This is a genomic window from Thioalkalivibrio sp. AKL8 (assembly GCF_000380525.1).
Lineage (GTDB): Bacteria > Pseudomonadota > Gammaproteobacteria > Ectothiorhodospirales > Ectothiorhodospiraceae > Thioalkalivibrio > Thioalkalivibrio versutus.
Genome location: NZ_AQYF01000005.1, coordinates 82,604 through 109,399, shown reverse-complemented (window position 1 = coordinate 109,399; position 26,796 = coordinate 82,604). Strand labels below are relative to the sequence as shown.

The 26,796-nt window shown below is 66.2% G+C and carries 21 protein-coding genes and 1 riboswitch; of the genes, 8 read left to right on the top strand and 13 right to left on the bottom strand.

Annotated elements, in window-relative coordinates; genetic code table 11:
- Position 1: 1 nt before the first annotated feature.
- Positions 2–1,099: a diguanylate cyclase gene (locus tag G335_RS0103525; RefSeq protein WP_018168819.1), complete on the top strand. Its 1,098-nt coding sequence runs from the start codon at positions 2–4 to the stop codon at positions 1,097–1,099.
- Positions 1,100–1,410: 311 nt separating this feature from the next.
- Here G335_RS0103525 and thiC read toward each other — a convergent pair whose 3' ends face one another.
- Complete coding sequence (gene thiC / locus G335_RS0103520; RefSeq protein WP_018168818.1) at positions 1,411–3,300, bottom strand: phosphomethylpyrimidine synthase ThiC; 1,890 nt, start codon at positions 3,298–3,300, stop codon at positions 1,411–1,413.
- A gap of 81 nt (positions 3,301–3,381) precedes the next feature.
- A riboswitch (TPP riboswitch) is annotated at positions 3,382–3,479 on the bottom strand.
- 101 nt (positions 3,480–3,580) lie between these two features.
- Between thiC and G335_RS0103515 the strand changes: the two genes are divergently transcribed.
- Both G335_RS0103515 and G335_RS0103510 read left to right on the top strand, forming a co-directional pair.
- Positions 3,581–4,261 carry a TIGR00153 family protein gene (locus G335_RS0103515; protein ID WP_018168817.1) on the top strand — a complete coding sequence of 227 codons (681 nt, stop codon included), beginning with the start codon at positions 3,581–3,583 and terminating at the stop codon, positions 4,259–4,261.
- A gap of 34 nt (positions 4,262–4,295) precedes the next feature.
- Positions 4,296–5,555, top strand: a complete 1,260-nt coding sequence (locus tag G335_RS0103510; protein ID WP_018168816.1) for an inorganic phosphate transporter — start codon at positions 4,296–4,298, stop codon at positions 5,553–5,555.
- 52 nt (positions 5,556–5,607) lie between these two features.
- Here the strand turns inward: G335_RS0103510 and G335_RS0103505 are convergent, their stop codons facing one another.
- Entirely contained in the window at positions 5,608–7,116 is a 1,509-nt protein-coding gene (locus G335_RS0103505) for a YdiU family protein (RefSeq protein WP_018168815.1), read from the bottom strand.
- A gap of 145 nt (positions 7,117–7,261) precedes the next feature.
- Here G335_RS0103505 and G335_RS0103500 point away from each other — a divergent pair, with 145 nt between their 5' ends.
- The gene (locus tag G335_RS0103500) at positions 7,262–7,765 is read left to right on the top strand and encodes a hypothetical protein (RefSeq protein ID WP_018649594.1); all 504 of its coding nucleotides are present in this window, start codon (positions 7,262–7,264) and stop codon (positions 7,763–7,765) included.
- A gap of 67 nt (positions 7,766–7,832) precedes the next feature.
- Here G335_RS0103500 and argH read toward each other — a convergent pair whose 3' ends face one another.
- Positions 7,833–9,281, bottom strand: a complete 1,449-nt coding sequence (gene argH, locus G335_RS0103495) for an argininosuccinate lyase (protein ID WP_018175931.1) — start codon at positions 9,279–9,281, stop codon at positions 7,833–7,835.
- A gap of 113 nt (positions 9,282–9,394) precedes the next feature.
- Here argH and G335_RS0103490 point away from each other — a divergent pair, with 113 nt between their 5' ends.
- The 4 genes from G335_RS0103490 (at position 9,395) to G335_RS0103475 (ending at position 13,028) form a co-directional block, all read left to right on the top strand.
- Positions 9,395–10,426: a sensor histidine kinase gene (locus G335_RS0103490; RefSeq protein WP_018168812.1), complete on the top strand. Its 1,032-nt coding sequence runs from the start codon at positions 9,395–9,397 to the stop codon at positions 10,424–10,426.
- Positions 10,423–11,145 carry a LytTR family DNA-binding domain-containing protein gene (locus G335_RS0103485; RefSeq protein ID WP_018175930.1) on the top strand — a complete coding sequence of 241 codons (723 nt, stop codon included), beginning with the start codon at positions 10,423–10,425 and terminating at the stop codon, positions 11,143–11,145. Before G335_RS0103490 ends, G335_RS0103485 begins: the two co-directional genes overlap by 4 nt.
- A 103-nt stretch (positions 11,146–11,248) precedes the next feature.
- Positions 11,249–12,193, top strand: coding sequence for a hydroxymethylbilane synthase (gene hemC, locus G335_RS0103480; RefSeq protein ID WP_081623046.1), 945 nt, complete (start codon positions 11,249–11,251; stop codon positions 12,191–12,193).
- Positions 12,194–12,197: 4 nt separating this feature from the next.
- Complete coding sequence (locus G335_RS0103475) at positions 12,198–13,028, top strand: uroporphyrinogen-III synthase (RefSeq protein ID WP_018168809.1); 831 nt, start codon at positions 12,198–12,200, stop codon at positions 13,026–13,028.
- 269 nt (positions 13,029–13,297) lie between these two features.
- On the opposite strand, the gene G335_RS0103470 is transcribed toward G335_RS0103475, so the two are convergent.
- From G335_RS0103470 to dnaA, 10 genes are all read right to left on the bottom strand, one after another.
- Positions 13,298–14,326, bottom strand: a complete 1,029-nt coding sequence (locus G335_RS0103470) for a CDP-6-deoxy-delta-3,4-glucoseen reductase (RefSeq protein ID WP_018168808.1) — start codon at positions 14,324–14,326, stop codon at positions 13,298–13,300.
- 90 nt (positions 14,327–14,416) lie between these two features.
- Positions 14,417–15,403, bottom strand: coding sequence for an alpha/beta fold hydrolase (locus G335_RS0103465; protein WP_018168807.1), 987 nt, complete (start codon positions 15,401–15,403; stop codon positions 14,417–14,419).
- A 3-nt stretch (positions 15,404–15,406) separates the two neighbouring features.
- Positions 15,407–16,870, bottom strand: a complete 1,464-nt coding sequence (gene ubiD, locus G335_RS0103460; protein WP_018175928.1) for a 4-hydroxy-3-polyprenylbenzoate decarboxylase — start codon at positions 16,868–16,870, stop codon at positions 15,407–15,409.
- Positions 16,871–16,915: 45 nt separating this feature from the next.
- Complete coding sequence (xth, locus tag G335_RS0103455) at positions 16,916–17,683, bottom strand: exodeoxyribonuclease III (protein WP_018168805.1); 768 nt, start codon at positions 17,681–17,683, stop codon at positions 16,916–16,918.
- Positions 17,680–19,731, bottom strand: coding sequence for a M3 family metallopeptidase (locus G335_RS0103450; RefSeq protein WP_018175927.1), 2,052 nt, complete (start codon positions 19,729–19,731; stop codon positions 17,680–17,682). The genes xth and G335_RS0103450 overlap by 4 nt, the downstream gene beginning before the upstream one ends.
- Before the next feature lie 93 nt (positions 19,732–19,824).
- Positions 19,825–20,343 carry a hypothetical protein gene (locus G335_RS0103445; protein WP_018168803.1) on the bottom strand — a complete coding sequence of 173 codons (519 nt, stop codon included), beginning with the start codon at positions 20,341–20,343 and terminating at the stop codon, positions 19,825–19,827.
- A 39-nt stretch (positions 20,344–20,382) separates the two neighbouring features.
- Entirely contained in the window at positions 20,383–22,812 is a 2,430-nt protein-coding gene (gene gyrB, locus G335_RS0103440) for a DNA topoisomerase (ATP-hydrolyzing) subunit B (protein WP_018168802.1), read from the bottom strand.
- Between the two features lie 115 nt (positions 22,813–22,927).
- Positions 22,928–24,010 (bottom strand): DNA replication/repair protein RecF, encoded by a 1,083-nt coding sequence (gene recF, locus G335_RS0103435; protein WP_026312995.1) that lies wholly within the window; start codon positions 24,008–24,010, stop codon positions 22,928–22,930.
- A gap of 13 nt (positions 24,011–24,023) precedes the next feature.
- Entirely contained in the window at positions 24,024–25,127 is a 1,104-nt protein-coding gene (gene dnaN / locus G335_RS0103430; RefSeq protein ID WP_018175925.1) for a DNA polymerase III subunit beta, read from the bottom strand.
- 242 nt (positions 25,128–25,369) lie between these two features.
- Entirely contained in the window at positions 25,370–26,743 is a 1,374-nt protein-coding gene (dnaA, locus tag G335_RS0103425; protein WP_018168799.1) for a chromosomal replication initiator protein DnaA, read from the bottom strand.
- Positions 26,744–26,796 lie beyond the last annotated feature (53 nt).

Sequence of the window (26,796 nt, the reverse complement as noted above, 5' to 3'; positions counted from 1 at the left end):
TTTGGACATCATCAGGCGCCTGCGGGTCCTGGGAAACCCGTTGCACCGGGAAGACTCAGACGCTCGACGGGCTTTCGCGGCCTGGCATCGCCAGGTGCGGATCCCGCAGGCCCGCTACGTCGCGTTCCTGACGGCCCTGCTGTATTTTCTGTACGCCGTCCTCGAGCAATCGGTGGCCACCGACCTGCACACCTCGAGGCTTGTGGCCCATGCCCTGCTGGTGCCGGGATTGCTGCTGGCGGTCGGGCTGATGAGTTTCGATCAGCGCCTGCAGCCGCTGATGTGGGTGCTGCTGACCCTGGCACCAGTGGTAGCGAACGCGGCCAACCTGCATCTGAACGTTGGTTCGGCGCAGTTTCTGATATTCGCCCCCGAGATCTATCTCAGCATCATGTGGACGTTTGCGATCTCCGGACTGGCCCTGCGCCAGGCCGTGATTGCCGCAACCGCCATCATCGCGCTGGTAATCGCCGCCACCTTCCGCCAGCCGCTGGAGGCGGATCTGCTGCAGCTGCACCTGATGTGGGCCCTGGCCGCGTTCTCCTTCGGCTGCTTGAGCGCCTTCATCCTCGAGAAGGCCCACAAGCACACCTTCCTGCAACAACAGCAGCTGGCCCGTGCCGCCCGGATCGACGAACTGACCTCCTTGTGGAACCGTGCGCATATCGAGCGCCTGTTCGACGATGAACGCGCACGGGCCGAGCGCTACGGTGAACCGTTCGCGGTCATCCTGATCGACATCGATCACTTCAAGTCCGTGAATGACACCTGGGGACACAGCACCGGCGATGGGGTGCTTCGCCAGTTCGCCGGCCTGCTGCGGCAGAACCTGCGCAAGGTGGATGCCATCGGTCGGATCGGGGGCGAGGAGTTCTTCGTGCTGCTACCGCAGACGCGCGGCGAACAGGCGCTCGTCGCTGCCCGTGAGCTGCAGGCGCGAATCACCGCCTTCGACTTCGAGACGGTGGGGCGGCTGACCGCGAGCTTCGGTGTCACCGAATACCGCCCCGGCGAGGACCGGGTCGACACCTTCAATCGTGCCGACCAGGCCCTGTACGCCGCCAAGAAGAACGGCCGTAGCCGGATCGAGGTGCGCTAGGGAGACGCTGATTAATTCGCACGTCCGCGTTGGTGCCCCATTTTTTCCGAGACAAGGCGCGGTGCGCAGCGCCGTAGTCACTCTACGGTCAAGCGCCGCAACGCAGGATCGGGAAAAATGGGGCGCCAACCCCTTGAGGGCTCGGCCGCCCGTTGTTGACGAAAATGGGCCCGCTGACCGCGTTGCGGCTTGCTTATGTAGCTCGGCTACACTTCGCTCACCGCGCCTTGTCAGCGGGCAAAATCGATCGAGCGCGGACGTGCGAATTAATCAGCGTCTCCCTAGCGTCTCTAGCGTCTCTCCCGGTCGATCTACACCTCGCGGTAGAGGCGCGCACCCTTCTCGACGAACTCGACCGCCTTCTCCTGCATCCCCTTCTTCAGGGCCTCGTCTGCGGAGACGCCCTGGGCCGCGGCGTAGTCGCGCACATCCTGGGTGATCTTCATGGAGCAGAAGTTGGGGCCGCACATGGAGCAGAAGTGGGCGACCTTGTGCGCGTCCTTGGGCAGGGTCTCGTCGTGGAATTCGCGCGCGCGTTCCGGGTCCAGCGCCAGGTTGAACTGGTCCTCCCAGCGGAACTCGAAGCGCGCCTTGGACAGCGCGTTGTCCTGCAGCTGCGCGCCGGGGAAGCCCTTGGCGAGATCGGCCGCGTGGGCGGCGATCTTGTAGGTGATGATGCCGTCGCGCACGTCCTGCTTGTTGGGCAGGCCCAGATGCTCCTTCGGCGTCACGTAGCAGAGCATCGCGGTGCCATACCAGCCGATGTTGGCCGCGCCGATGCCGGAGGTGATGTGGTCATAGGCCGGGGCGATATCGGTCACCAGCGGGCCGAGGGTGTAGAACGGCGCCTCGAAGCAGTCTTCCAGCTCCTTGTCGACGTTCTCCTTCACCTTCTGCAGCGGGACGTGACCGGGGCCCTCGATCATCACCTGCACGTCGTGCGCCCAGGCCTTCTGCGTCAGCTCGCCCAGGGTCTCCAGCTCGCCGAACTGCGCGGCGTCGTTGGCGTCGGCCAGGCAGCCGGGGCGCAGCCCGTCACCGAGGGAGAACGAGACGTCGAACGCCTTCATGATCTCGCAGATCTCGTCGAAACGGGTGTAGAGGAAGTTCTCCTCGTGATGCGCCAGGCACCACTTGGCCATGATCGAGCCGCCGCGCGAGACGATGCCGGTCACCCGATCGGCGGTCAGCGGCACGTACTGCAGGCGCACGCCGGCGTGGATGGTGAAGTAGTCCACGCCCTGTTCGGCCTGCTCGATCAGGGTGTCGCGGAACAGCTCCCAGGTCAGGTCCTCGGGCTTGCCGTCGACCTTCTCCAGCGCCTGGTAGATCGGCACCGTGCCGATCGGCACCGGCGAGTTGCGCAGGATCCACTCGCGGGTCTCGTGGATGTTCTTGCCGGTGGACAGGTCCATCAGGGTGTCGCCGCCCCAGCGTGCGGACCATACGAGCTTCTCGACCTCCTCCTCGATCGAGGAGGAGACCGCCGAGTTGCCGATGTTGGTGTTGACCTTCACGCGGAAGTTGCGGCCGATGATCATCGGCTCCAGCTCCGGGTGGTTGATGTTGGCCGGAATGATCGCGCGGCCACGGGCGATTTCGTCACGCACGAACTCGGGCGTGATCGCCTCGGGGATGGATGCCCCGAAGGACTCGCCGGCGTGCTGGCGCAGCAGCTTCTTGTAGCGCGGGTCGGCGCGCAGCTCCTGCAGGCGGTTGTTCTCGCGGATGGCGACGAACTCCATCTCCGGGGTGACAACCCCCTGGCGGGCGTAGTGCATCTGCGAGACGTTCGCCCCGGACTTCGCCCGGCGCGGCGGGCGGATGTGCTCGAAGCGCAGGCTGGCCAGTTCCGGGTCGGCGGCGCGGACGCGGCCGTATTCGGAACTGGGGCCATCCTGCCATTCGGTGTCGCCGCGCTCGTCAATCCAGCCGCCGCGCAGATCCGTCAGGCCATGGCGCAGATCGATGGTCGCGTCCGGATCCGTGTACGGGCCCGAGGTGTCGTAGACCGGGATCGGCGGGTTCTCTTCCGGGGTGCCGGAGGTCAGCGTGGGGCTTTGTGCGACCTGGCGGAACGGCACGCGGATATCCGGGCGCGAACCCTGCACGAAGACCTTCTCGGAATTGGGAAACGGGCGCGTGACGTCGGCGGAGACCTGGGCGGTCTTGCGGGCGAAGGACTCGGGGATGGCGCTCATACAGTGACCTCTGCGGTGCGGGCATGGCAGCAGAGGGAACGGAACGGGCCGGACAGACTGCGAACGGAGCGCGCGCGGACTGGATCGAGCACCGAGCTTCCCTCCGCCAGCGTTAACTGGTTCAGGTTCAAGGGGACTCTCTCAGCTCGCATCGATCGCGGGCACCCCCAGCTCTGACGGATGAGTGTACCGCACCGAGGGCGTCGGCGGGACCAACAAGACCGCGCGCGCTCCGGTGTTTTGCGTTAGATTAACGCTTTGTGACAACCTTCGCGCCGCCATGTCCCCCAAGAACTTCGTCTTCGAGCTGTTTGGCCGTTCCCCGGTACGCCCGCTACAGGCGCACATGGAGAAGGTGCGCGCCTGCATCGCCGAGCTCCCGCCGTTCATGGAGGCCATGGCCCGCGACGACTGGGAGACCGCGCGGGTACAGCAGAAGAAGATTTCGAAGCTGGAACGCGAGGCGGACCGCCTGAAGAAAGACCTGCGCCTGCACCTGCCCAAGGGCATGATGCTGGCCATGTCGCGCCGCGACGTGCTCGACACCCTGCTGATCCAGGACCGCATCGCCAACATGGCGAAAGACATCGCCGGGCTGATGCTGGGCCGCCAGATGCAATTCCCCGACAACATGGGCGAGTCGCTGAAGCGCTTCCTCGACCGCAGCGTGGATGCCGTCGACCAGGCCGGCCGGGCCATCAACGAGCTGGACGAACTGGTGGAGGCAGGCTTCCGCGGCCACGAGGTCGAGGTCGTCAACGGCATCCTCACTGAGCTGGACCAGATCGAGCACGAGTCCGACGAGGCCCAGCGCGAGGTGCGCGAGATCCTGTTCGCGCAGGAGGCCGAACTACCGCCGGTCAACGTGATGTTCATGTATCGCGTGATCGACTCCATCGGCGAGCTGGCCGACCTGGCCCAGCGTGTAGGCAGCCGCCTGCAGCTGATGCTCGCCAAGTAACCACCGGCACCCAGGCACAGGCACCGAGGACGGCATGGAATACAGCACCCTGTTGCTCGGCCTTGCAGTGATCTTCGGCCTGTTCATGGCCTGGGGCATCGGCGCCAACGACGTTGCCAATGCCATGGGCACCTCGGTGGGCTCACGCGCGCTGACGATTCGCCAGGCGGTGTTTGTAGCCGCGATCTTCGTCTTCTCCGGGGCCTGGCTGGCCGGCGGCGAGGTCACCCAGACCATTCGCAGCGGGATGGTCGACTCCAGCCTGATGGCCGACAACCCCGAATTGCTCGTTTACGGGATGCTGGCGGCCCTGGCAGCCGCCGGGACCTGGCTGATGGTCGCCTCCTATTTTGGCTGGCCGGTCTCCACGACCCACTCCATCATTGGCGCCATCGTCGGCTTTGCCGTGGTCGGCCTCGGCTTCGAGGTGGTTCGCTGGGAACGTGTCGGCACCATCGCGATGTCCTGGGTGGTCTCGCCGCTCGTCGGCGGGATGATCGCCTTTGCCCTGTTCCGCAGTGTGCAGATCCTGATCCTCGATACCGTCGATCCGCTGAAGAACGCCAAGCGCTGGGCGCCGCTCTATATCTTCCTCACGGCCTTTGTCACGGCACTGGTGACGATGTTCAAGGGCCTGACCCACGTCGGCCTGGACCTCACGCCCGTGCAGGCCTATGGCTTCGCGATCCTGATCAGCGCCATCGTGGTCGTGCTCGGGATGATGGCAATCCGGCGCCTGCGCTTTGACGATCCCACCGGCGTGGGCGAGGAAGGCTCCCATTTCGCCAATGTCGAGAAGGTGTTCGGCATCCAGATGGTGGTGACCGGGTGCGCGATGGCCTTTGCCCTGGGCTCCAACGACGTCGCCAATGCCGTCGGCCCGCTGGCCGCCGTCGTGGACGTGATCCAGACCGGCGATGTGAGCACCGAGACCGTCGTGCCCATGTGGGTGCTGCTGCTGGGTGGGGTCGGGATCGTGTTCGGCCTGTTCACCTACGGCCACAAGGTGATCGCGACCGTGGGCACCGGGATCACCCAGCTCACCCCCAGCCGCGGCTATGCCGCCACCGCCGCGGCGGCGGCCACCGTGGTCCTGGCCTCCGGCACCGGCCTGCCGATCTCCACTACCCATACCCTAGTGGGCGCGATCCTCGGCGTGGGCCTGGCGCGCGGGATTGCCGCGATCAATCTGGGGCTGGTGCGCATGATCTTCCTGTCCTGGATCGTGACCCTGCCGGCCGGCGCGATCCTCGCGGTGGTCTACTTCTACATCCTGCGCGGTATCCTCGGATAAGTTGGCCTCGGTCTCCGGACGTTCCAGTCCGGGGTCCGGCCTGCACGCCCTCTCAGGACGAACAGCTTAGCTGGATCCCGCTCGCCCACTCCGGCGGCAGGTCCGCATAGGCCTCGTATTCCGGCTGCTCGGCGAACGGACGCGCCAGGATCTGCTGCAGACGCAGCACCTCGGATGCATCCCCTGCCTCGGCTTGCTCGATCGCGGCCTGGGCCAGATGGTTGCGCAGGATGTACTTGGGATTGACGGCATTCATCGCCGCGCGCCGCTCTTCAGGGGGCAGCCCCTCCCCCGCGAGCCGCGCCTGATAGCGCGACCACCAGGCCTGCCATGCGGCCCCATCCTCCAGTTCCGATTCCAGTTGCGCCCGGATCTCCGGCTGCTCCAGGTCCGGCAGCTGGCGGAAGAATCGGGTGTAATCCACGCCCTCGGCCGTCATGCGTGCGAGCAGCTCCTGGATCAACGCCTCGTCGTCCTCCTGCTCCACCTGCAGCCCGAGCTTCGCGCGCATACGCGCCAGCCAGGCCTGCCGGTACTGCGACTGGAAGCCCTGCAGCAGCGCCTTGGCGTGCTCGATCGCCGCCTCGCGAGTGGCGTCGGCGAAATGGATCACCAGGGTCTCGGCCAGGCGGATCAGGTTCCACTGCGCGATCTGCGGCTGCTGGTCGAAGGCATAGCGCCCGCCTTGGTCGGTGTGGTTGCAGATGTAGCCGGGGTCGAAGGCATCCATGAACGCGAACGGCCCGTAGTCGATGGTCAGCCCGGCCAGGCTCATGTTGTCGGTGTTCATCACGCCGTGACAAAACCCGATGGCCTGCCAGTCGGCGACCATCTCCGCGGTGCGGGCGATCACCGCCTCCAGCATCGCGGCGACGGGATCATCGGCCCCCTGGAGTTCCGGGTAGTCATGTGCCAGGGCGTAGGCGATCAACTCCTGCAGGCGGGCGCTGTAGCCGTTGTAGTGGAAGTACTCGAAATGCCCGAAGCGCAGGAAGCTCGGCGCGGCACGCAGCACGATGGCCGCCGGCTCGACACGCTCGCGGTACACCGGCAGGCTGGACCCGAACAGCGCCACCGCACGGGTGGTCGGCACGCCAAGGGCGGCCATTGCCTCGGAGACGAGATACTCGCGCACCGAGGAACGCATGACCGCACGACCGTCCGCGCCGCGCGAGAAGCGCGTCGGACCGGCGCCCTTGACCTGCAACTCCCAGGTCTCGCCCGTTGGCGTGCGAACCTCGCCCAGGAGCTTCGCGCGACCATCGCCCAGTTGCGGCACGAAGACGCCGAACTGGTGTCCCGCGTACACCGAGGCGCGCGGCTCGGCGCCCGCCAGCTCGCTACCGTGAGTGCAGGCCCCGAGCCACGGGTCGCGGCCAAGGGCCGCGGCCTCCAGGCCCAGACGCTCGCACATGGCCGGGCTGCTCGCCAGGCAGGTCGCATCCGGAAACGGGGCGGGAGCCGGGCTCTCGTGAAAGGCCTCCGGCAGACGGGCAAAGTGGTTGATCCACTCCAGTTGGCTCTCGGATGCGGCGGCGTTGACGGGGTCGGGAACCGACATGGGGCATTCTCGGCAGGTTGCGGTGTCAGGGGTTATCATGCGCGTCGCATCGACCCGGGTTCAGGAACCCACGGCGGTCGCGCGTTCATTTTCCGGCCGGATGCCCCACGGCAGCCGGCACCCCAGCATTCCGGAGGCAAGCCCCGTGTCCGAACAAGACAACCCCAAGCCGCAGAACCTGAAGACCAACGAACGCCTGGTCTGGCTCGGCTTCATGCTGTTTTTCGTGGTCGTGCTGGCGATCTACATCGCCCGCGGCAACGGGCTCGAACAGGATCTTTCGGAGGCCAACCGCGACCTGCTGCAGGCGCAGATGCAGCTGCAGCAATACACCCGCCACGAGATCCCGCGTCCGGTGGAACTGGGCCTGACCAATGCCCATCTCCAGGACCTGCAGCGTCGCGGCATGGTGCGCCCGAACGAGCGTCTCGCCGATGACCTGATGCAGCAGACCGGCCTGATCCCGCACGAGGCGCCGGAAGGCGACGCATACGCGTTCCGCCGCGACGGCATCCACGTCCTGAACCACCAGTGGGTCCTGGCGAACTTCGAGGGCGATTCGGCGCACGGCCAGCTACTGCTGGCCTACGAGGTCGTCCACGGCAACGTCCACTGGGAAGTGCTGGAGTCCACGCTGGACCGGATCTGAAGGCGGGCCAGGCGGCACACAGACGCGCCCCGCCCCCGCACAACGGGAACCGCAGCGCGGGGTGAACTCAGCGGTCGGCGCGGGCCAGCGCGGCCAGGTGCTCGCGGGCGGCCGCAGCCTGGCGGCGCACCTGTTCCGGGGCGGTCCCCCCCGTGAGGTTACGCGCGGCGGCCGAGCCCTCGGGCGTCAGCACCGTGAACACGTCCTCGCCCACCGCCGGGCTGATCGCCTGCAGGTCCGCCAGCGGCAGCTCCGCCAGATCCACCCCGCGCTCCTGCGCAATACGCACCGCTCGCCCGACGACCTCGTGGGCATCGCGAAAGGCCACACCGCGCCCGACCAGGTAGTCGGCCAGATCGGTCGCCGTGGCGAAGCCCTTGCGCGTCGCCGCCAGCGTATTCTCCCGCCGCACCTCAAGGTTCGGCACCATGTCGCCGAACGCACGCAGCGAGCCCAGCAGGGTGTCGACGGTGTCGAACAGCGGTTCCTTGTCTTCCTGATTGTCTTTGTTGTACGCCAGCGGCTGGCTCTTCATCAGGGTCAGCAGCGACATCAGGTGGCCGTAGACCCGGCCGGTCTTGCCCCGCACCAGTTCGGGTACGTCCGGATTCTTCTTTTGCGGCATGATCGAGGAGCCGGTGCAGTAGCGATCCGGCAACTCGATGAAGGCGAACTGGGCGCTGGTCCACAGCACCAGCTCCTCGGCCTGACGCGACAGGTGCATCATCAGGGTCGCGGCGGCCGCGGTGAATTCGATGGCGAAATCACGATCGGAGACCGCGTCCAGGGAGTTGCGGGTGACACTGTCGAAACCCAGCAGCTCGGCGGTGTATTCACGATCCAGCGGATACGGCGTACCGGCCAGCGCGGCGGCGCCCAGCGGCAGGATGTTCACCCGGCGCCGCGTATCACGCAGACGCTCGGCATCGCGCTCCAGCATCTCGTACCAGGCCAGCATGTGATGGCCGAAGGTGACCGGCTGGGCGGTTTGCAGATGAGTGAAGCCGGGCATCACGGTATCCGCCTCGCGCTCGGCCAGGGCCACCAGGCCATCCTGATAGCCGCGGATCAGGCGCAGGACATCGTCGATGGCCGCGCGCAGCCACAGGCGGATGTCGGTCGCGATCTGGTCGTTGCGCGAACGCCCTGTATGCAGCTTCTTGCCGACATCGCCGATGCGTTCGATCAGCCGCGCCTCGATGTTCATGTGCACGTCCTCGCGCCCGACCTGCCAGTCGAACTCGCCGGCGGCGATCTCGTCGCGGATCGCGTCCAGCCCCGCGAGGATCTCCCCGGCCTCGGCCTCTGTCAGCACCCCGACCTTGGCCAGCATGCGCGCATGCGCCTGTGAGCCCTGGATGTCCTCGCGGTACAGGCGGCGGTCGAAATCCACCGACGCGGTGAAGCGCTCGACGAAGGCATCGGTGGGCTCGGAAAAGCGCCCGCCCCACAGCTTGGCCTCGCCGGAGGCGGCGGGCGTGGCGGCTGGCTTGTCGTGCGAGGAATCCTGCGTCATGGTGCATCCTGAAGCGGGTGGGAAAGACACGGAAGTATACGGGCACAGCCGGGGAGTGAACATGGCGCGGTCCCGCGCCCGTTTGCGCACGGCAACAGGGGAGAGTGTTACGCATGGCCCAGGGGGAAACCACCAGGGACACCACCGGGGAGCTCTCGCCGCTGCCCGATTTCTGCAGTGCGGAGACGTTGCTGCGCGTGCTCATGGTGGCCGTGCTGCTGGCACTGGCCGTGGCCCTGTTGCGCGGCGGCGGCCAGGACTGGCTGTCGGCCCTGGCGCTGCACGCGCTGTTCATCTTCTGGGTGGCACTGACCAGCCTGTTGATCCTGTGCGGGCTCAAGAGATCGCTGCACCGACTGCCGCTGACCGCGCAGATCGTGCTGCCGCCCCTGGTTCCCATCGCCAACACCGCCATCGTCTATCGCCTCGCGGAGGAACTGGTGCTGGCCGACCCGGCGCTGCGCTGGCCGGTGATCGGCGTCGCCACCATCCTCAGCCTGATGGCCATGCACTACCTGTACCTGCAGGCGGCCTGGCAACGCGAAACCCGGGCCGTGGCAGCGGCCCGGGAACAGGCCATGCGCGCCCGCCTGCGCCCGCATTTTCTCTACAACAGCATGAACACCATCGCCGGGCTGTGTCGCAGTGATCCTGCGCGTGCGGAACAGATCACCCTGGACCTGGCGGATCTGTTCCGCGCCACATTCGCCACCGGTGACCGCCACTCGCTGCGTGAGGAGCTTGACCTGGTCCGCGCGTTCCTCGAGATCGAACAGACCCGTTTCGGCGAACGCCTGGTACTCGACTGGGACTGCCCCGACCACCCGGGCCTGGATCTCGATGTGCCCACGCTGATCCTGCAACCGCTGGCGGAGAACGCGATCCAGCACGGGATCGCACCCGCACGCGGCGCAGGGCGCATATGGGTGCGCTGCCGCATGGATTCCGGACGGGTCACGGTGACCATCGGCAACACCGTGGATCCACACGCACGCGGCGAGGGGACCGGCACCGCCACCGATGCGGTACGCCTGCGGCTGCAGCACGCCTTCGGCGGGCAGGTACACTTCGAGGCCGAGGCCGAGGCCGAGCGGTTCGAGGTCCGGATCCGTTTGCCGCTCGCGAACCGGGGGGAAACCACATGAACAACGCTCGACTGGAGTTATTGATTGCCGACGACGAGCCGATTGCCCGTCAACGCCTGACCGCGCTCGCCCAGGAGCTGGGGCATCGGGTGGTGGCGCAAGCTGCGCATGCCGGCGAGGTCGAGATGCAATTGCAGGACCACGCGCCGGATGCCCTGCTGCTGGATATCGACATGCCCGGGGAAACCGGGCTGGAACTCGCGCGGCGTCTGCATGCGGAAGATCCCGCGCTGACGGTAATCCTGGTCACCGCACACGACCGCTTTCCGCTGGAGGCGTTCGAGGCCGGGGTGCGCGACTACGTGCTGAAGCCGGTGCGCCGCGAACGGCTGGAACAGGCGTTGCAGCGTGCGGTGCAGCAAAAACAGGACCGGCCCGAGACCTTCCCGAACGAGGTCCACATCACCGTCGGCCGGCGCGAGGAACGCGTACCGCTGGAACAGGTGGACATCTTCATCGCGGAGGGCGGTTACGTCATGGCGCGCTCGGCACGCCTGGCCGGCTTCGTCGACGCCCGCCTGCGCGAACTGGAGGGCCTGTACGGCCCCGCCCTGTTGCGGGTGCACCGCGGCTGCCTGGCGGTGAAGGCCTCGGTCAAGGGCGTCGAAAGCCTCGGCCAGACCGACCACCGCCTGCTGTTCCACGACGACCTGGACCCCATCCCCATCAGCCGCCGCCAGCTGCCACGAGTGCGTGATTACCTGCGCAACGGGACCTGAGAGGGCCGCACACCCCTGCGGGATTCGGGGCGCGAAGCATTCGCCGTTATACTAGGCCGTTTGAACGCCCGGCCGCTCGCGCCGTGGCTCGCCCGGACAATCCATGAAGCCTGTACGCATCGCCACCCGAAAGAGCCCGCTTGCCATGTGGCAGGCCGAACACGTCGCCGCCCGTCTGCGCGCCCGTGAGCCGGAGCGCCCGGTTGAACTGGTGGGCATGACCACCCAGGGCGACCGTGTCCTGGACTCCCCGCTGGCGCGGATCGGCGGCAAGGGCCTGTTCGTGAAGGAGCTGGAGATCGCGCTGCTGGAGGACCGCGCCGACATCGCGGTGCACTCGGTGAAGGACGTGCCGATGGAGCTGCCCGAGCAGCTCGAACTGCCGGTGATCCTCGACCGCGAGGATCCACTGGACGCGTTCGTGTCCAACCAATACGCACATGTCGACGAACTGCCGCAGGGGGCCCGGGTTGGCTCCTCCAGCCTGCGCCGGCAGTGCCAGCTGCGCGCGCGGCGACCGGACCTGGAGGTCCGTGACCTGCGCGGCAACGTGAATACCCGCCTGGGCAAGCTGGATGCCGGCGAATACGACGCCATCCTGCTCGCTGCAGCCGGGCTCAAACGCCTCGGGTTCCATGAGCGGATTCGCAGCTGCCTGGAGCCGGACGTCAGCCTGCCGGCGGTTGGTCAGGGTGCCATCGCCATCGAGTGTCGCGCCGGCGATACCGCCATCGGCGCGCTGATCGCACCATTGAACGATACGGATACCGCCGACCGCGTGCGCGCCGAGCGGGCCTTCAACCGTCGCCTGGAAGGCGGCTGCCAGGTCCCACTGGCAGCCCATGCGACCCTGGCCGGGGATCAGCTGCACCTGGACGGCCTGGTCGGCGCAGTGGATGGCAGTCGCCTGTTGCGCCGCCAGGTCGAGGGGCCGCGCAGCGACGCCCAGGCCCTGGGGATCCGCCTGGCGGACATGCTGCTGGAACTCGGGGCAGGCGAACTGCTCGCGGCCGCACATCGGGAACACGGCCAGGACACGAAGGGGTAGATGCATGACCGCATCCGCAGACGACAACACGGTGGTCGACGAGGCCCAAGGCCCGCTCGCCGGCCTTGGCATCCTGGTCACCCGGCCGGCCGCCCAGGCGGAGCCGTTCTGTACCGCCTTGACGGCCGAGGGCGCGAGCGTGATCCGCTTTCCCGTGCTGGAGATCCTGGCCCCCAGTGATCCCACCAACCTGCGCGAGGTCCTGGACCGGCTGGCGGACTTCGATATCGCCGTGTTCATCAGCCCGAACGCCGTCCAGCGCGTGCTCAATCTGGCCCTGGCGGAACATTCATGGCCCACCACCACAAAGATCGCGGCGATCGGCAACCGCACGGCGCAGGAACTGAAGGGCTTCGGGCGCCCGGCGGACATCCTGCCGCCGCGACGCTTCGACAGCGAGGCCCTGCTGGCGCAGGAGGCGATGCAGGACGTGGCCGGCAAGCGCGTGGTGATCTTCCGCGGCGATGGCGGCCGCGAATTGCTGGGCGACACCCTGAAGGCCCGCGGCGCCGAGGTGACCTTTGCCGAGGCCTACCGCCGCGGGCGCCCCGAGGGCGATACCGGCGAGCTGATGTACGCCTTCTCGCGCGGGCAGATCGGCGTGATCACCATCACCAGTGGCGAGGGGCTGCGCAACTTGTACGAGATGGTCGGCAAGCTGGGGCGCATGTGGCTGCGCAAGACCCCGCTGGTGGTCGGCAGCGAACGCATCGCGGAGATCGCGCAGGAGCTGGGCTTCAAGGCCGCCGTCGAGACCGCCGAGGACCCGACCGACGCCGCCATGCTGGCCGCCGTCCACCGCCTGGCGAATCAGCTACGCGCGGATCGCGCCTAGTCATCGACCACGAAGCGCACGAAGGCTCGAAGAAATTCCAGGGCGACTGAACCCACGGAGGACACAGAGTCCACAGAGGAACGCAAAGACCCTCCAGGGCCACGACGAACGGCTATTGATTAGGCGGGGCTGGCCGATGGTCTGAGCCGCCGCGTCCAGAACCTAAGTACCGCCCTGCGCTTTTCTCCGTGTCCTCCGTGCCCTCTGTGGTGCAATCCGCCCTACTTCGTGCGCTTCGCGGTGAACAAACAACGTGGGCGCCGGCGCTGTTACTCGGCCGGGGTGGCCGGTTCGAAGCTGTCGTAGTACAGCTGCTCCGGCGGCAGACCGGCCGCTTGGAAGGCCTCGCGCGCGGCGTGGATCATCGCCGGTGGCCCGGCCATGTAGACATCAAAGCCGGACAGGTCCGGGTACTCCGACAGCACCGCATCGTGAGGCCAGCCGCTGACGGCCGCAAAGCCGGCGGCGGTCTCGGCCGGCGTATCCGACAGCACCGGCGTGAAACGGAACTGTCCGGCGTGCTCGGCGGTCATCTGCTGCAGCCAGTCCGGGGCATAGATGCCATCGGCGCCGCGGGCGCCCCAGAACAGGTGGTGCGGTCGATCCAGTCCCTCGGCGGCCAGATGGTCCAGCATGCCTTTCAACGGACCAAAACCGGTGCCCCCTCCAACGAACAGGCGCGGGCGCGGGGATTCCTCGTCGACGAAAAAGCTGCCCAGCGGCCCCTCGATACGCAGCAGCGCCTTGGGCTTGAGCTCCTCGAACACCATGGTGGAGAAACGCCCGCCCGGCATGTGCCGAACATGCAGGGACAGCTGGGCATCGTCGTGCGGTGCGTTGGCCAAGGAGTAGCTGCGGCGCTCACCCCCCTTGAGCAGGATGTCCAGATACTGCCCGGCGAGAAACTGGAGGCGCTCGGCGGCCGGGAGCTGCAGACGCAGCTCCATCACGTCGTCGGCCAGGCGGTTCAGGGCCGCCACGCGACACGGCAGGGTCTTGACCACGATGTCCCTGGCCGCGCCGATCTCTTTCACCTCGATCTCGAGGTCGTCCACCGGGACCGCCTGGCAGAACAAGGCCATGCCGTCGGCCAGTTCCGCCTCGCTGATGCCCGGTGGCTTGTTTGGCCCGTGATCGACCTCGCCCTGCAGCACCCGCCCCTTGCAGGAGCCACAGGCGCCATTGCGGCAGCCGTAGGGAAAGGCGAAGCCCTGGCGCAGGCCGGCTTCGAGGACGGTCTCGTCGTCTTCGACCTCGAATACATGGCCACTGGGCTGAATGGTGACATCGAACGCCATCGGAAACCCTCGGTCGCGGAAAGGCCGTTATTCTCGCCGCTGCCGCCCCGAACGCAAGCAACCGCAGTCCGACCGGGTCGGCGGCCTCGGCTACGGGTCGTGGCGGGGGTTGGGAGCCAATACCGCAGGCGAGCCCGCCGGATCGGTCGTAACCCGCTGCATCCAGTCGACTAGGCGGGTGGCCGTGGTCTGCCAGTCGGGGGCGTGCAGAATGAGATGCGGCCAGTCAGCGTCGGTCCAGACCTCGGCCTGGCCCTGTGGATGGGCACGGGCGGCCATGTAGACCGACTCGCGCTGGATCGTCCCGTCCTGCTCGCCCCACAGGTACACCACCGGGGCTGTGACGTGGCCGATATGATCCGTAGCGTACTGGGCCAGCCAGACCACGCCGGCATAGGTATCCATGCGCACGCGGCGAATGATGCGCGGATCCGTGGAGAAGCGTTCGACCGCGGCGGGCGCGAGGCTGTCGGAGTAGTCGGGGTCGATGGTCAGCGTGAGCCCGCCGGCGAGGACCTCGCTGGTACGCACGGCGGCATCCCAGAAACCCCGAGCGGGGATCCCGCCACGCAGGCCCGGGGCAATGGCCATAACCCCGGCGACCTCCAGTTCCGGATGAGTGGCGAGGCTCGCTAGCGCGGCGGATCCGCCCATACTCTCGCCCAGCAGGAAAACCGGTCGCCCGGGGTACTCCGCTTGCACCGCGCGGACCATTGTAGCCACGTCGCTGATCAGGGGTTCGGCACCCGGCCAGCGGCCGTGCGGCTCGCTCGTGCCATGGCCGCGCTGATCCAGCGCCTGGACACTGTAGCCGCGATCGGCCAGCCAGGGGCCCAGGGCTTCATAGGCACCGGCGTGATCGCGGAAGCTGTGCAGGGCGATCACCACGGCGACGGGTTCTGCGGCCGACCAGCGGCGGACGCGATCGGGGGCAATCGCTGCGTGCGCAGGGGCTTCCTTCACTGGGGTCCCCGCCGCGCGCACGGTTTCACGCTCCGGGGCGGCCGCACAGGCGGTCAAGGCCAGCAGCAGTACAGCCAGGAGCCCGACCGCGCCCGGGATTCGGCGGCGCGTCACGCCTCATATCCCCAGTTCATCCCAGATCTCGTCCACGCGGCGCTTGACCGCCTCGTCCATGGCGATCGGCCGGCCCCACTCGCGATCGGTCTCGCCCGGCCATTTGGAGGTCGCGTCCATGCCCATCTTCGAGCCCAGTCCGGAGACTGGGGAAGCGAAATCGAGATAGTCGATCGGGGTGTTTTCCACCAGGGTGGTGTCGCGGGCCGGGTCCATGCGGGTGGTGATGGCCCAGATCACGTCTTTCCAGTCGCGGGTATCCACGTCGTCGTCGACCACGATCACGAACTTGGTATACATGAACTGACGCAGGAAGGACCACACCCCCATCATCACGCGCTTGGCGTGCCCCGGATACTGCTTGCGCATGGAGACGACGGCCAGACGGTAGGAACAACCCTCGGGCGGCAGGTAGAAGTCCACGATCTCCGGGAACTGCTTCTGCAGGATGGGAATGAACACCTCGTTCAGGGCCACCCCGAGCACGGCGGGCTCGTCCGGCGGGCGCCCGGTGTAGGTGGAATGGTAGATCGGCTGATCGCGATGGGTGATGCGGTCGATGGTGAAGACCGGGAAGTCGTCCACCTCGTTGTAGTAACCCGTGTGGTCCCCGAACGGGCCTTCCGGCGCAGTATCCCCCGGGTGGATGTGCCCCTCGAGCACGAACTCGGCGGAGGCCGGGACCTCCAGGCCGGAACCGATGCAGCGGGTGACCTCGGTTCGACTGCCACGCAGCAGCCCGGCGAAGGCATATTCGGACAGGGTGTCCGGCACCGGGGTCACTGCGCCGAGGATGGTGGCCGGATCGGCACCCAGGGCGACCGCGATGGGAAACGGCTCGCCGGGGTGGGCCTGGCACCAGTCGCGAAAATCGAGGGCCCCGCCGCGATGGGACAGCCAGCGCATGATCACGCGATTGCGCCCAATCACCTGCTGGCGATAGATCCCGAGGTTCTGACGCGACTTCTCCGGGCCACGGGTGACCACCAGGCCCCAGGTAATCAGGGGGCCGGCGTCTTCCGGCCAGCAGGTCTGGACCGGGAGTTGGTCGAGATCAACCGCATCGCCTTCTATTACATGGCGCTGACAGGGCGCCCCGCGGATCTTCTTGGGCGCCATGTCCAGCACCTTGCGAAAGATCGGCAGCTGTTCCCAGGCCGCCTTGAGCCCCTTGGGCGGATCCGGCTGCTTCAGGAAGGCAAGCAGGCGCCCGACCTCGCGCAGGGCTTCGACAGAGTCCTCGCCCATGCCCATGGCCACCCGCTCCGGAGTACCAAACAGGTTGGCGAGCACCGGGATGTCGGAGCCGGTAGGGTTTTCGAACAACAGGGCCGGGCCGCCGGCGCGCAGGACGCGGTCGGCGATCTCGGTCATCTCCAGGTTCGGGTCCACCTCGCGGGTGATGCGGCGCAGCTCGCCGCGCTGTTCGAGGCCATCAATGAAATCGCGCAGATCCTTGTACTTCACGGGGTCTCCCTCGGGAATTGCCGGTTGGTGCGACCCGGGCCACGGTTAGGCGGAGAATTCCGCCCAGACCGGGGCATGGTCGGACGGACGCTCCCAGGCACGCGGTTCGCGGTCGATGCCCGCGGCCTGCAGACGGGCCTGCAAGGGAGCGCTGGCGAGGACCAGGTCGATGCGCAGACCCCGATTGCGACGGAAGGACGCAGCTCGATAATCGAACCAGGAATACTCCTCCGCGGGCTGCTCGAAGGCGCGGAAGGTATCCGTGAGGCCGAGATCGGTAAGCGCGGCCAGGGCCTCGCGTTCCGGCGTGGAGCAAAGGATGCGCTCGTGCCAGGCCTCGGGGTCGTGCACGTCGCGATCATCCGGGGCGATGTTGAAGTCACCGAGGACCACGAGATTCGGGTGCTGCGCAATCTCGTCGGCCAGCCAGGCGTGCAGCCGCGCCAGCCAGTCCAGCTTGTAGGCGTATTTCTCGGTACCGACGTTCTCGCCGTTCACTACATACAGGTTGACCACGCGAACCTCGCCGATGGTGGCGGCGAGGATACGGCGCTGGGCGTCCTCGAGCCCGGCCGGGTCGGTGACCACGTCGGTGGCCTCGGTGCGGGAGATGATGGCCACGCCGTTGTAGGTCTTCTGCCCGGAGAACACGACCTGATAGCCCGCATCACGGATGGCCGCGGCCGGAAAGTTCTCGTCGGTCAGCTTGGTCTCCTGCAGGGCCAGGACGTCGGTCCGCGAGCTCCCCAGCCAATCGAGGACCTGCGGCAGACGCACCTTGAGCGAATTGACGTTCCAGCTGGCGATCTTCACGCGGCTTTCTCCTCCAGGCCGCTATGACGCAACAGGGCGTCGATCTGCGGATCGCGCCCGCGGAAGGCACGGAAGGAATCCGCGGCCGGGCGCGAGGCTCCGGCCTCGAGAATCTCGCGCAGGTAGGCCGCCCCCACTTCGGACGAAAACAGACCTTCCTCTTCGAAGCGCCCGAATGCGTCAGCCGACAGGACCTCGGCCCACTTGTAGCTGTAGTACCCCGCGGCATAGCCGCCAGCGAAGATGTGGCCGAAGCCGTGGGCGAAGCGATTGAACGCCGGCGGATGGACCACCGCGATCTCCTGACGCACGGTCTCCAGGAGCCGCTGGATGTCCGCGGCCTGCGCAGGGGCGGGCCCGGCATGCAAGCGCATGTCGAAGAGGGAGAACTCGACCTGGCGCAATAGCTGTAACGCCGCGTGGAAATGGCGCGTCCCCTGCAGGCGCTGGAACAGGTCCTCGGGCATCGCCTCGCCGGTCTCGTGGTGGCGCGCGAACAGATCCAGCGCCTCGCGTTCCCAGCACCAGTTCTCCATGAACTGGCTGGGCAGTTCGACCGCATCCCATTCCACGCCGTTGATGCCGGCGATGTCGGGTTCGTCCACCCGGGTCAGCATGTGATGCAGGCCGTGACCGAACTCATGGAACAGCGTAATCACTTCGTCATGAGTGAAAAGGGCCGCCTTGCCGTCCACCGGCGGGGTGGAGTTGCAGGTCATGTAGGCGACCGGCAGCTGGGCGCGGTCCTCGGAGATGAAACGGTTGCGGCAGACATCCATCCAGGCGCCGCCGCGCTTGTTCTTGCGGGCGTAGAGATCGAAGTAAAAGCCAGCGCGTTCGGTGCCATTCGCGTCAAAGATGCGATAAAACCGGACGTCGTCGTGCCAGGTCTCGATGCTGTCGTCGGGCTCGAAGCGGACCTGGAACAGACGCTGGACCAGGCCGAACAAGCCGCTGACCGCGCGGTCAGCGGGGAAGTAGGGCTTCAACATCTCCTGGCTGAGACCCAGGCGCCGCTCGCGCATCTTCTCGGCCGCGAAGGCCATGTCCCAGGCCTCCAGGGTTCCGAGGTCGAGCTCGTCGCGGGCAAAGGCGCGCAACTCGTCCAGGTCGCGCTGGGCCTGGGGGCGCGCGCGGTGCGCCAGATCCTGGAGGAAGCCTTCGACCTGCTCGGCGCTATCGGCCATCTTGGTCGCGAGCGAGCGCTCGGCGTAGTGGCGAAAGCCCGTTAGATGCGCCTTCTCCTCCCGCAACTGGAGGATCTCGACCATGATCTCGCTGTTGTCGTGATTGCCGGCGCCGGGCCCGAGGTCAGACGCACGCGTCGTGAAGGCCTCGTAGACACGGTAACGCAGGTCGCGATCCTCGGCGTGGGTCATGACTGCGAGGTAACTGGGGATATCCAGGGTCACGACAAAGCCCGTCTGGTCGTGATCGCGAGCGTTCTGCGCGAGCATGGCCCGATCGGACTCGGAGATGCCGGCGAGCGCGGCCGCATCATCGGTCTGCCAGGTCCAGGCCTGAGTGGCGTCCAGCACGTTCTCTTCGAAACGTGCAGTCAGCTCCGAAAGGCGGGCGTTGATGGCGCGCAGGCGTTCGCGCTCGGCCTCGGGGAGATTGACGCCGCTCAGATGGAAATCACGCAGCATGTCATCCAGCACCTTGCGCCGCTGGGGCGAAAGCTGCGCGTACTCTTCACTGTCTGCCAGGCGACGGACCGCCCGGTACAGGCCCTGATGCTGCGAGACCCAACTGCCGTAATCCGACAACAGGGGAAGGCTGGCGTTGTATGCCTCGCGAATCTCGGGACCGTTCATGACCGCATTGAGGTGACCCACCGGAGACCAGACGGCATCCAGGCGCGTGTCCAGCGCCTGCAACGGCTGGATCAGCGTGGCCCAGGTTGGTTGATCCCCGGCGGCCGCGACCAGCCGATCAATCTCCGCGCGATTCTCCACCAGGACGGTTTCCACCGCGGGCAGGACATGTTGGGGCTCGATGGCACGAAAGGCGGGCAGCCGGTCGGTCTGCAGCAAGGGGTTGGACACGGTATCTCCAGGGGTCGGGCCAGCAGTGGATTATGCCATTCGGACAGAAAGCCCGGCAGGGTGTTCCCGGCAACGGGGTCGTCGGGGCGAAGCTTACGGGCTCGGCGGGCGAACGGGGTGAAAGACGGCATGGCCAGCGAGGCGGGCGAGGAGTCCGTAGGCCCACTGGCAGCGCAGCCCGGCATAGGCATCCACAGCAGCATTGTAGCGGCCGAGGGCCTCCGTAATTGCTTGGTCCAGTGCCGCTACGCGAGGGGGCAGTCGATCGGGCGAAACCGACAAATTGTTATATTTATCAAGGATTTGTGTTCGTATATGGTCCCATTCGGCGCGGATGGCGCGTTCGCCCCGGGCCAGACCAGGAAGATCACCGCAGCGTCGCGCTCGCTCCTGTTCCTGGACCAGCTGTTGGAGCGCCCGCAGGTCCAGGGGCGGATCAGCCCGGGTCGCGGAACAAGCCCGCTCCAGCAGGCCATTGCGCTGGGTGAGCAGGGTATCGAGTCGATCCCAGGCCGCGACGACGCGGCGTTCATGGACCGCAAGATGGGTGTACAGGCGAAACGCGACCAGCGCCAGAATCACCAGGACCAGGAGTGCGGCCAGGACCTGCATGGTGCCGGCGGGATTCGTCGTACCGTGGCAGCGAGTACGTCAGATATCGACGTTCTCGGCACTGAGGGCTCGCGACTCGATAAATTCGCGACGCGGCTCGACCTGATCGCCCATCAGGGTGGTGAAGATTTCGTCGGCACGGATGGCATCTTCGACCCGGACCTGGAGCAGGCGGCGGGATTCGGGGTTCATCGTGGTGTCCCAAAGCTGGTCGGGATTCATCTCGCCTAGGCCCTTGTAGCGCTGGGTTGCCAGCCCGCGGCGGCCCTCCTGCAGGAGCCATTCCATGGCTTCGGAAAAGCCCTCGATCACGTGGACGCGTTCCCCGCGCTTCATGTACGCACCTTCGTCGAGAAGGGCGTTAAGACGGGCGGACAGGTCGAGTACTGCCTGAAAATCACGCGATGCCAGGGTGTCATCGGTGATGTACTGCGACAGGGCGGCGCCGTGTTCGATGCGGTCCAGGCTCAGCTGTGCCGTGCCTTCATGCTGGGTCACCGGCCCCAGGCTGTAGCGGGTTGCACCCGCCTTGTCGCTGGATAGATTCTCCAGGATGCGGGCAAACCACGCCTGAACCGCAGCGTTAGTCACGCTTCGGGGCTCGGGGATCGCATCAGCCTCGAGCATCGCCCAAAGGATGCGCGAGTCGTACATCCGGCCCAGGCGCTGCACGGCGCGCGCGGCCTTTTGATAGCCCTTCACCAGGTCCTCGAAGGCCTCGCCGGTAATCGGAGGTGCATCCGGGCTGGGATAGAGCGCGGCGCCGTCCAGTGCGAGGGAGATCACGATCTCGCCCATTTCGGCCTCGTCGCGCACGTACTGCTCGCGCTTGCCACGCTTGATCTTGTACAGCGGCGGCTGCGCGATATATACGTGGCCGCGCTCGATCAGTTCCGGCATCTGGCGGAAGAAGAAGGTCAGAAGCAGGGTACGGATATGGGAGCCGTCCACGTCCGCGTCAGTCATGATGATAATGCGGTGATAACGCAGCTTGTCCGGATCGTACTCTTCCTTGCCAATACCGCAGCCCAGCGCCGTGATGAGCGTGCCCACCTCGGCTGAACCCAGCATACGGTCAAAGCGCGCGCGCTCGACATTCAGGATCTTGCCCTTGAGCGGCAGGATCGCCTGGAAATGGCGGTCACGACCCTGCTTGGCCGAACCGCCGGCGGAGTCACCCTCGACCAGGTAGAGCTCGGACTGAGCCGGGTCCTTCTCCTGACAGTCGGCCAGCTTGCCCGGCAGACCGGCAATATCCAGCGCTCCCTTGCGGCGGGTGACCTCACGCGCCTTGCGGGCGGCCTCGCGCGCTCGCGCGGCATCCAGCACCTTCTCGGTGATGGCCTTGGCTTCCTGCGGGTGTTCCAGCAGGAAATTGTTGAGGGCGTCCGACAGCACGCTTTCAACGATCGGCTTGACCTCGGAGGAAACCAGCTTGTCCTTGGTCTGCGACGAGAACTTGGGGTCCGGCACCTTGACCGAGAGCACGGCCGTGAGGCCTTCGCGCATGTCGTCGCCCGCCGTGGCGACCTTGGCCTTCTTGATCAGGCCCTCGTTCTCCAGGTACTGATTGATCGTGCGCGTCAGCGCGGCGCGAAAGCCCGCCATGTGCGAGCCACCGTCGCGCTGCGGAATGTTGTTGGTGTAGCAGAAGATGTTCTCCTGGTAGGAGTCATTCCACTGCAGGGCAATTTCGACTGCGTAGTCCTCGCGCATCTGGTCGGCGTAGACGACCGTGGGATGCAGCGCGGTTTTCTTCTGGTTCAGGTGTTCGACGAAGGCACGGATACCGCCTTCGAAGACAAAGGTCTCCTCGCGGTTGTCCCGGTGGTCGCGCAGCGTGATGCGCACGCCCGAGTTGAGGAACGACAGCTCCCGCAGGCGCTTGGCGAGGATCTCGTAGTGAAAATTGATGTCGGTGAAGATGGTCGGGCTGGGGCGAAACCAGATCTTCGTTCCGTTGCGCTCCGTGGTGCCGGTCACCGCCAGCGGCGCATCCGGGACGCCGAGGTGATAGATCTGTTCGTGGCGCTGACCATCCCGGTGGATCTCCAGGCGGAGCTCTTCCGACAGGGCATTCACCACCGAGACACCCACGCCGTGCAGGCCGCCGGAGACCTTGTAGGAGTTGTTGTCGAACTTCCCGCCTGCATGCAGGACAGTGAGGATGACCTCTGCGGCCGACATACCCTCTTCTTCGTGGATATCCACGGGAATGCCGCGACCGTTGTCCGTGACGGAGACCGCATTGTCCTCGTGGATCGTGACCTCAATACTGTCGCAGTGACCTGCCAGCGCCTCGTCGATCGAGTTATCGACCACCTCGAAGACCATGTGGTGCAGGCCTGTGCCGTCATCGGTGTCACCGATGTACATGCCCGGTCGCTTGCGAACGGCATCCAGGCCCTTGAGGACGCGGATCTGAGAGGAATCGTAGACGGAGGGATCTTGGGCTTCAGTTTCGGACATTCGGGTCAGTCATCCGGCCAGTTGCAGACACGCCAGTATAGCGCAAAGGCGGGGGGCACCGGTGAGGTCACGTACTGGGGTCCAGGAGGGCGACGAGACCCAAGGCCCGGGCGCATCAGGCTGGGGGTTCGGGGGTTACGCGACCATGTTTCACGTGGAACAATTGCCCTGCGGTATCCCCTGCCAGCCCAGGGATATCATCCCCCACAGCGGTCACCAGGATCTGCCAGCCCGACGCACACAACCCGGACATCAACCCCTCCACTGCCTCGCGATCCAGCTCCGACACTACATCGTCCAGCAACATCACCGGCGCCCGCCCGGTCTCGGCCTCGAGCATCCAGGCCTGCCCGCCCACGAGAGCCGTAACCAATCGCTTTTGTTCGCCCCGGGAGGCCTCGGCGGCGAGACGACCCGATAGCCGCAAATCAATGTCGGCCCGCTGCGGCCCCGCCTGCGCGAAGCCCCGTTCTTCGTCGCCCTCCCGACTACGCTCCAGCGCCTCGCTCAGGCTCCTTTCCCGGTCCCAGCCCATCCGCGGATTCAAGTTCAAATCGGCTAACCGCTCGCCGAATCCGAACTGCCGGGCGGCCTCCATAGTCGCCGCCTGCCAGGACTCCACGTAACGACGCCGCGCGTCACTGATCGCCTCGCCGAATTCCAGCCAGGGTCGCTCAAACTCGCGAGCCCCCGCGCGGTCCCCCACGCGCAAGGCGGCATTACGTTGGTCATGGGCCCGCTTCCAGCGCTGCCACTGGCCCCGGTACCCCGGGATCGCATGGAAGCACCCCCAGTCCAGCAAGCGCCTGCGCTCTTCCGGTCCACCCGTCAACAATTCGAAGGAGCCCGCATGCAGCGTACGCGCCGGCAACCACTCGGCCACCGCCGCGTGGCCTTCCATCCAGCGGCCATCAAGCCGCGACCGGCGAGTACCATCCCAGCTAATCCCCAGCCGATGGGAGCCCCCGGCCGGATCCTTCACCACTGCCCCAATCCACAACCCTTCGGCTCCGCTCCGCCCAACACGACGTAATTGCTGAGTACGGAACGAGCGCCCAGCCGCGAGGATATGCACTGCTTCGAGAATGGAGGTTTTCCCTGCACCATTCGGCCCGACCAGCCGGTTGATTCCCGGCCCCAACGTCAAGGCCTGTTCCTCAAGGTTGCGGACCCCCTGCCACCACAGCGACTCCAGCACGCAGACCCCGGAACTACAGGCGCATCGGCATCACCACGTAGCGCGCCCCGCCCGGTGGTTCCGCCTGAATCAGGATCGACGAGTTCCCGTCACGCAGCCCGATGCGAACCTGCTCGGTCTCCAGGACATTCAGCACGTCCGCCAGGTACCCAAGGTTGAACCCGATCTCCATTGGCCCCCCGTCGTACTCCGCCTCGACCGACTCCTGGGCCTCTTCACGATCGGCGTTGTGGGTCATCACCTGGCAACCGTTCTTCCCCAGGGCCATGCGTACGCCGCGATACTTGTCACTCGCCACAATCGCCACCCGGCCCAACGCCTGTTTCAGAACTTCCCGGTCGACCCGCAACGTGGAGGGAAGATCCGAGGGGATGACCCGTTCGTAGTCCGGGAAGCGCCCCTCGATCACCTTGCTGCGCAGGACCGCTTTGCCCAGTTCGAATACGACCTGGTCTTCCCCGAAGCCGATCCGGACCGTCGATTCGTCGTCGGCCAGATTTCGTCGCAACTCCGCCACGGCCTTGCGCGGGACAATGCGTTCAACCCGGCCCTCGACCGGGTGCTCGAGTTCCACCTCGGCCAGCGCCAAGCGATGCCCGTCCGTCGCGACCGCCCGCAGACTGGTCCCGCTGGCTACCAAGAGCAAACCCTGGAGGTAGTAACGCACGTCCTGCTGCGCCATCGAAAACATCGTCGCTTCCAGCAGACGTCGCAGCCGGTTCTGGGGTACATCGAGCACGACCTCCGACCCTCGCGCCTCCCAGTCGGGGAAGTCCGCGCCGGGCAGGGTCGCCAGGCTGAAGCGCGAACCGGCGAATCCCACGGTCATGCGTTCGCCTTCCACCCGAGCCCGAATCTCGCTGTCCCCTGGGGCCGCCTTCACGACGTCCAACAGCTTGCGCACCGATACGGTGACATCGCATTCGCCCGGGATGGTGCCTTCCGCACCTGCCTGCCAGGCGAGTTCGAGATCGGTGGTATCCATCCGGATCGCGCCGTTGTCATCCGGTCGCAGACGCACATTTCCGAGGATCGGCATCGTCAATCGTTTTTCGGCCGCGCCCACAATCCGTTGCAGCGCTTCGGTCATCGTCTCGCGATTGAAAGACAGTTCCATGGCGATGTCCTGTATCTAGTGTTTAGATATTTAAATAGTAGTAATAAGGGGCACGTCGACCTGTGCAGGAAACCCAGATTTCTTTTTAAATTCAGTTATTTGTCGACACTTTTTGGCTCTCGCGAACCTCTGTGAAGCCTGTTCCCAACCTGTGGACAGTTTCGCGGTCCGCGTTTTCCACCTTTCCATACCGCAGTTGCACCCAGCTTATCCACAGCTTTGCCGACCATTGGACAGCCACTTCAGCTACTGAGAGTCCGCAGAAGATTCGAGTAGTCCTCGTCCAGGCTGGCGTCCGCCTCGCGGAGTTCGGCGACCTTCCGGCAGGCATGGATTACCGTGGTGTGATCGCGACCGCCGAAGGCCTGTCCGATCTCCGGCAGGCTGTGCTGGGTCAGTTCCTTTGCCAGGGCCATCGCGATCTGCCGCGGACGGGCAATCGACCGGCTGCGCCGGCTCGACAGCAGATCGGCCACCTTCACGCGATAGTAGTCCGCGACCGTCTTCTGGATATTCTCCAGTGTAATCAGTTTGTTCTGTACCGCGAGAAGGTCGCGCAGCGCGTCCTTGGCAAACTCGACGGTGATCGGTTTCCCGGTAAAGTGCGCGTTGGCGATCACCCGCCGCAGCGAGCCTTCCAGTTCGCGGATGTTGGAACGGATCCGCTTGCCCATGAAGAATGCAACCTCGGAGGGGAGCTCGATCCCCGCCTGCTCGGCCTTGCGCTGGAGGATGGCCACCCGGGTCTCCAGTTCTGGCGGCTCGATCGCGATCGTCAGCCCCCAGCCGAAGCGAGACTTCAGGCGTTCCTCCAGCCCCTCGACCTCTTTCGGGTAGCGATCCGAGGTCAGGATGATCTGCTGCTGGCCCTCCAGCAGCGCGTTGAAGGTGTGGAAGAACTCCTCCTGGGAACGCTCCTTGCCGGCAAAGAACTGAATGTCGTCGATCAGCAGTGCGTCGGCGGAGCGGTAGTGCTGCTTGAACTCGTCGATCGCGTTGTGCTGCAGCGCCTTGATCATGTCCGCCACGAAGCGCTCGGAGTGCAGATAGATGATCCGCCCTTCGGGGTGCCGGGCCAGGATGCTGTGCCCGATGGCATGCATCAAGTGGGTCTTGCCGAGCCCGACCCCGCCATAGATGAACAACGGGTTGTAGGCCACCCCGGGGTTTTCCGCGACCTGGAGGCTGGCTGCGCGCGCGAGCTGGTTCGACTTGCCCTCGACGAAGCTGTCGAAGGTGAAGGCCGGGTTCAGGTTACTCACGGGCCCTTGGGGGCGTGGCGCAGTGCTGGCGCTCTTGTCTGCAGCACCGCGTTCGTGGCGGGACTCGCGACCACTGGGGGTCGGCGGGACCGGAATCTGCGCACCGCCAATCCCGAGTCGCACGCGGCGCCCGTCCTGCTCGCCCACCGGCTGCAGCTCGCCCACGGTCTGCTCGATCGATTCCAGCAGGTGATCGCGCACGTGCTCGAACACAAACTGGTTCGGCGCGAGCAGTCGCAGCCCGCCTTCGGACTCTTCGGCATGAAGCGGCCGCAGCCAGGTGTTGAGTTGCTGTTCGCTGACCTTCCCCTGCAGGCGATCCAGACAGGCTGTCCACAGGGCATTGGCTGACACGCGTTCGTCTCCGGGGCGACGGGGGAATTGGAAGCCACCGAGTCTACGCCGAT

Coding starts and splice junctions, on each gene's coding strand:
- thiC (WP_018168818.1), bottom strand. CDS start 3,300: ATGAGCGCCATCCCCGAGTCCTTCGCCCGCAAGACCGCCCAGGTCTCC.
- G335_RS0103515 (WP_018168817.1), top strand. CDS start 3,581: ATGTCCCCCAAGAACTTCGTCTTCGAGCTGTTTGGCCGTTCCCCGGTA.
- G335_RS0103510 (WP_018168816.1), top strand. CDS start 4,296: ATGGAATACAGCACCCTGTTGCTCGGCCTTGCAGTGATCTTCGGCCTG.
- G335_RS0103505 (WP_018168815.1), bottom strand. CDS start 7,116: ATGTCGGTTCCCGACCCCGTCAACGCCGCCGCATCCGAGAGCCAACTG.
- argH (WP_018175931.1), bottom strand. CDS start 9,281: ATGACGCAGGATTCCTCGCACGACAAGCCAGCCGCCACGCCCGCCGCC.
- G335_RS0103490 (WP_018168812.1), top strand. CDS start 9,395: ATGGCCCAGGGGGAAACCACCAGGGACACCACCGGGGAGCTCTCGCCG.
- G335_RS0103485 (WP_018175930.1), top strand. CDS start 10,423: ATGAACAACGCTCGACTGGAGTTATTGATTGCCGACGACGAGCCGATT.
- hemC (WP_081623046.1), top strand. CDS start 11,249: ATGAAGCCTGTACGCATCGCCACCCGAAAGAGCCCGCTTGCCATGTGG.
- G335_RS0103475 (WP_018168809.1), top strand. CDS start 12,198: ATGACCGCATCCGCAGACGACAACACGGTGGTCGACGAGGCCCAAGGC.
- G335_RS0103470 (WP_018168808.1), bottom strand. CDS start 14,326: ATGGCGTTCGATGTCACCATTCAGCCCAGTGGCCATGTATTCGAGGTC.
- G335_RS0103445 (WP_018168803.1), bottom strand. CDS start 20,343: ATGCAGGTCCTGGCCGCACTCCTGGTCCTGGTGATTCTGGCGCTGGTC.
- gyrB (WP_018168802.1), bottom strand. CDS start 22,812: ATGTCCGAAACTGAAGCCCAAGATCCCTCCGTCTACGATTCCTCTCAG.
- dnaN (WP_018175925.1), bottom strand. CDS start 25,127: ATGGAACTGTCTTTCAATCGCGAGACGATGACCGAAGCGCTGCAACGG.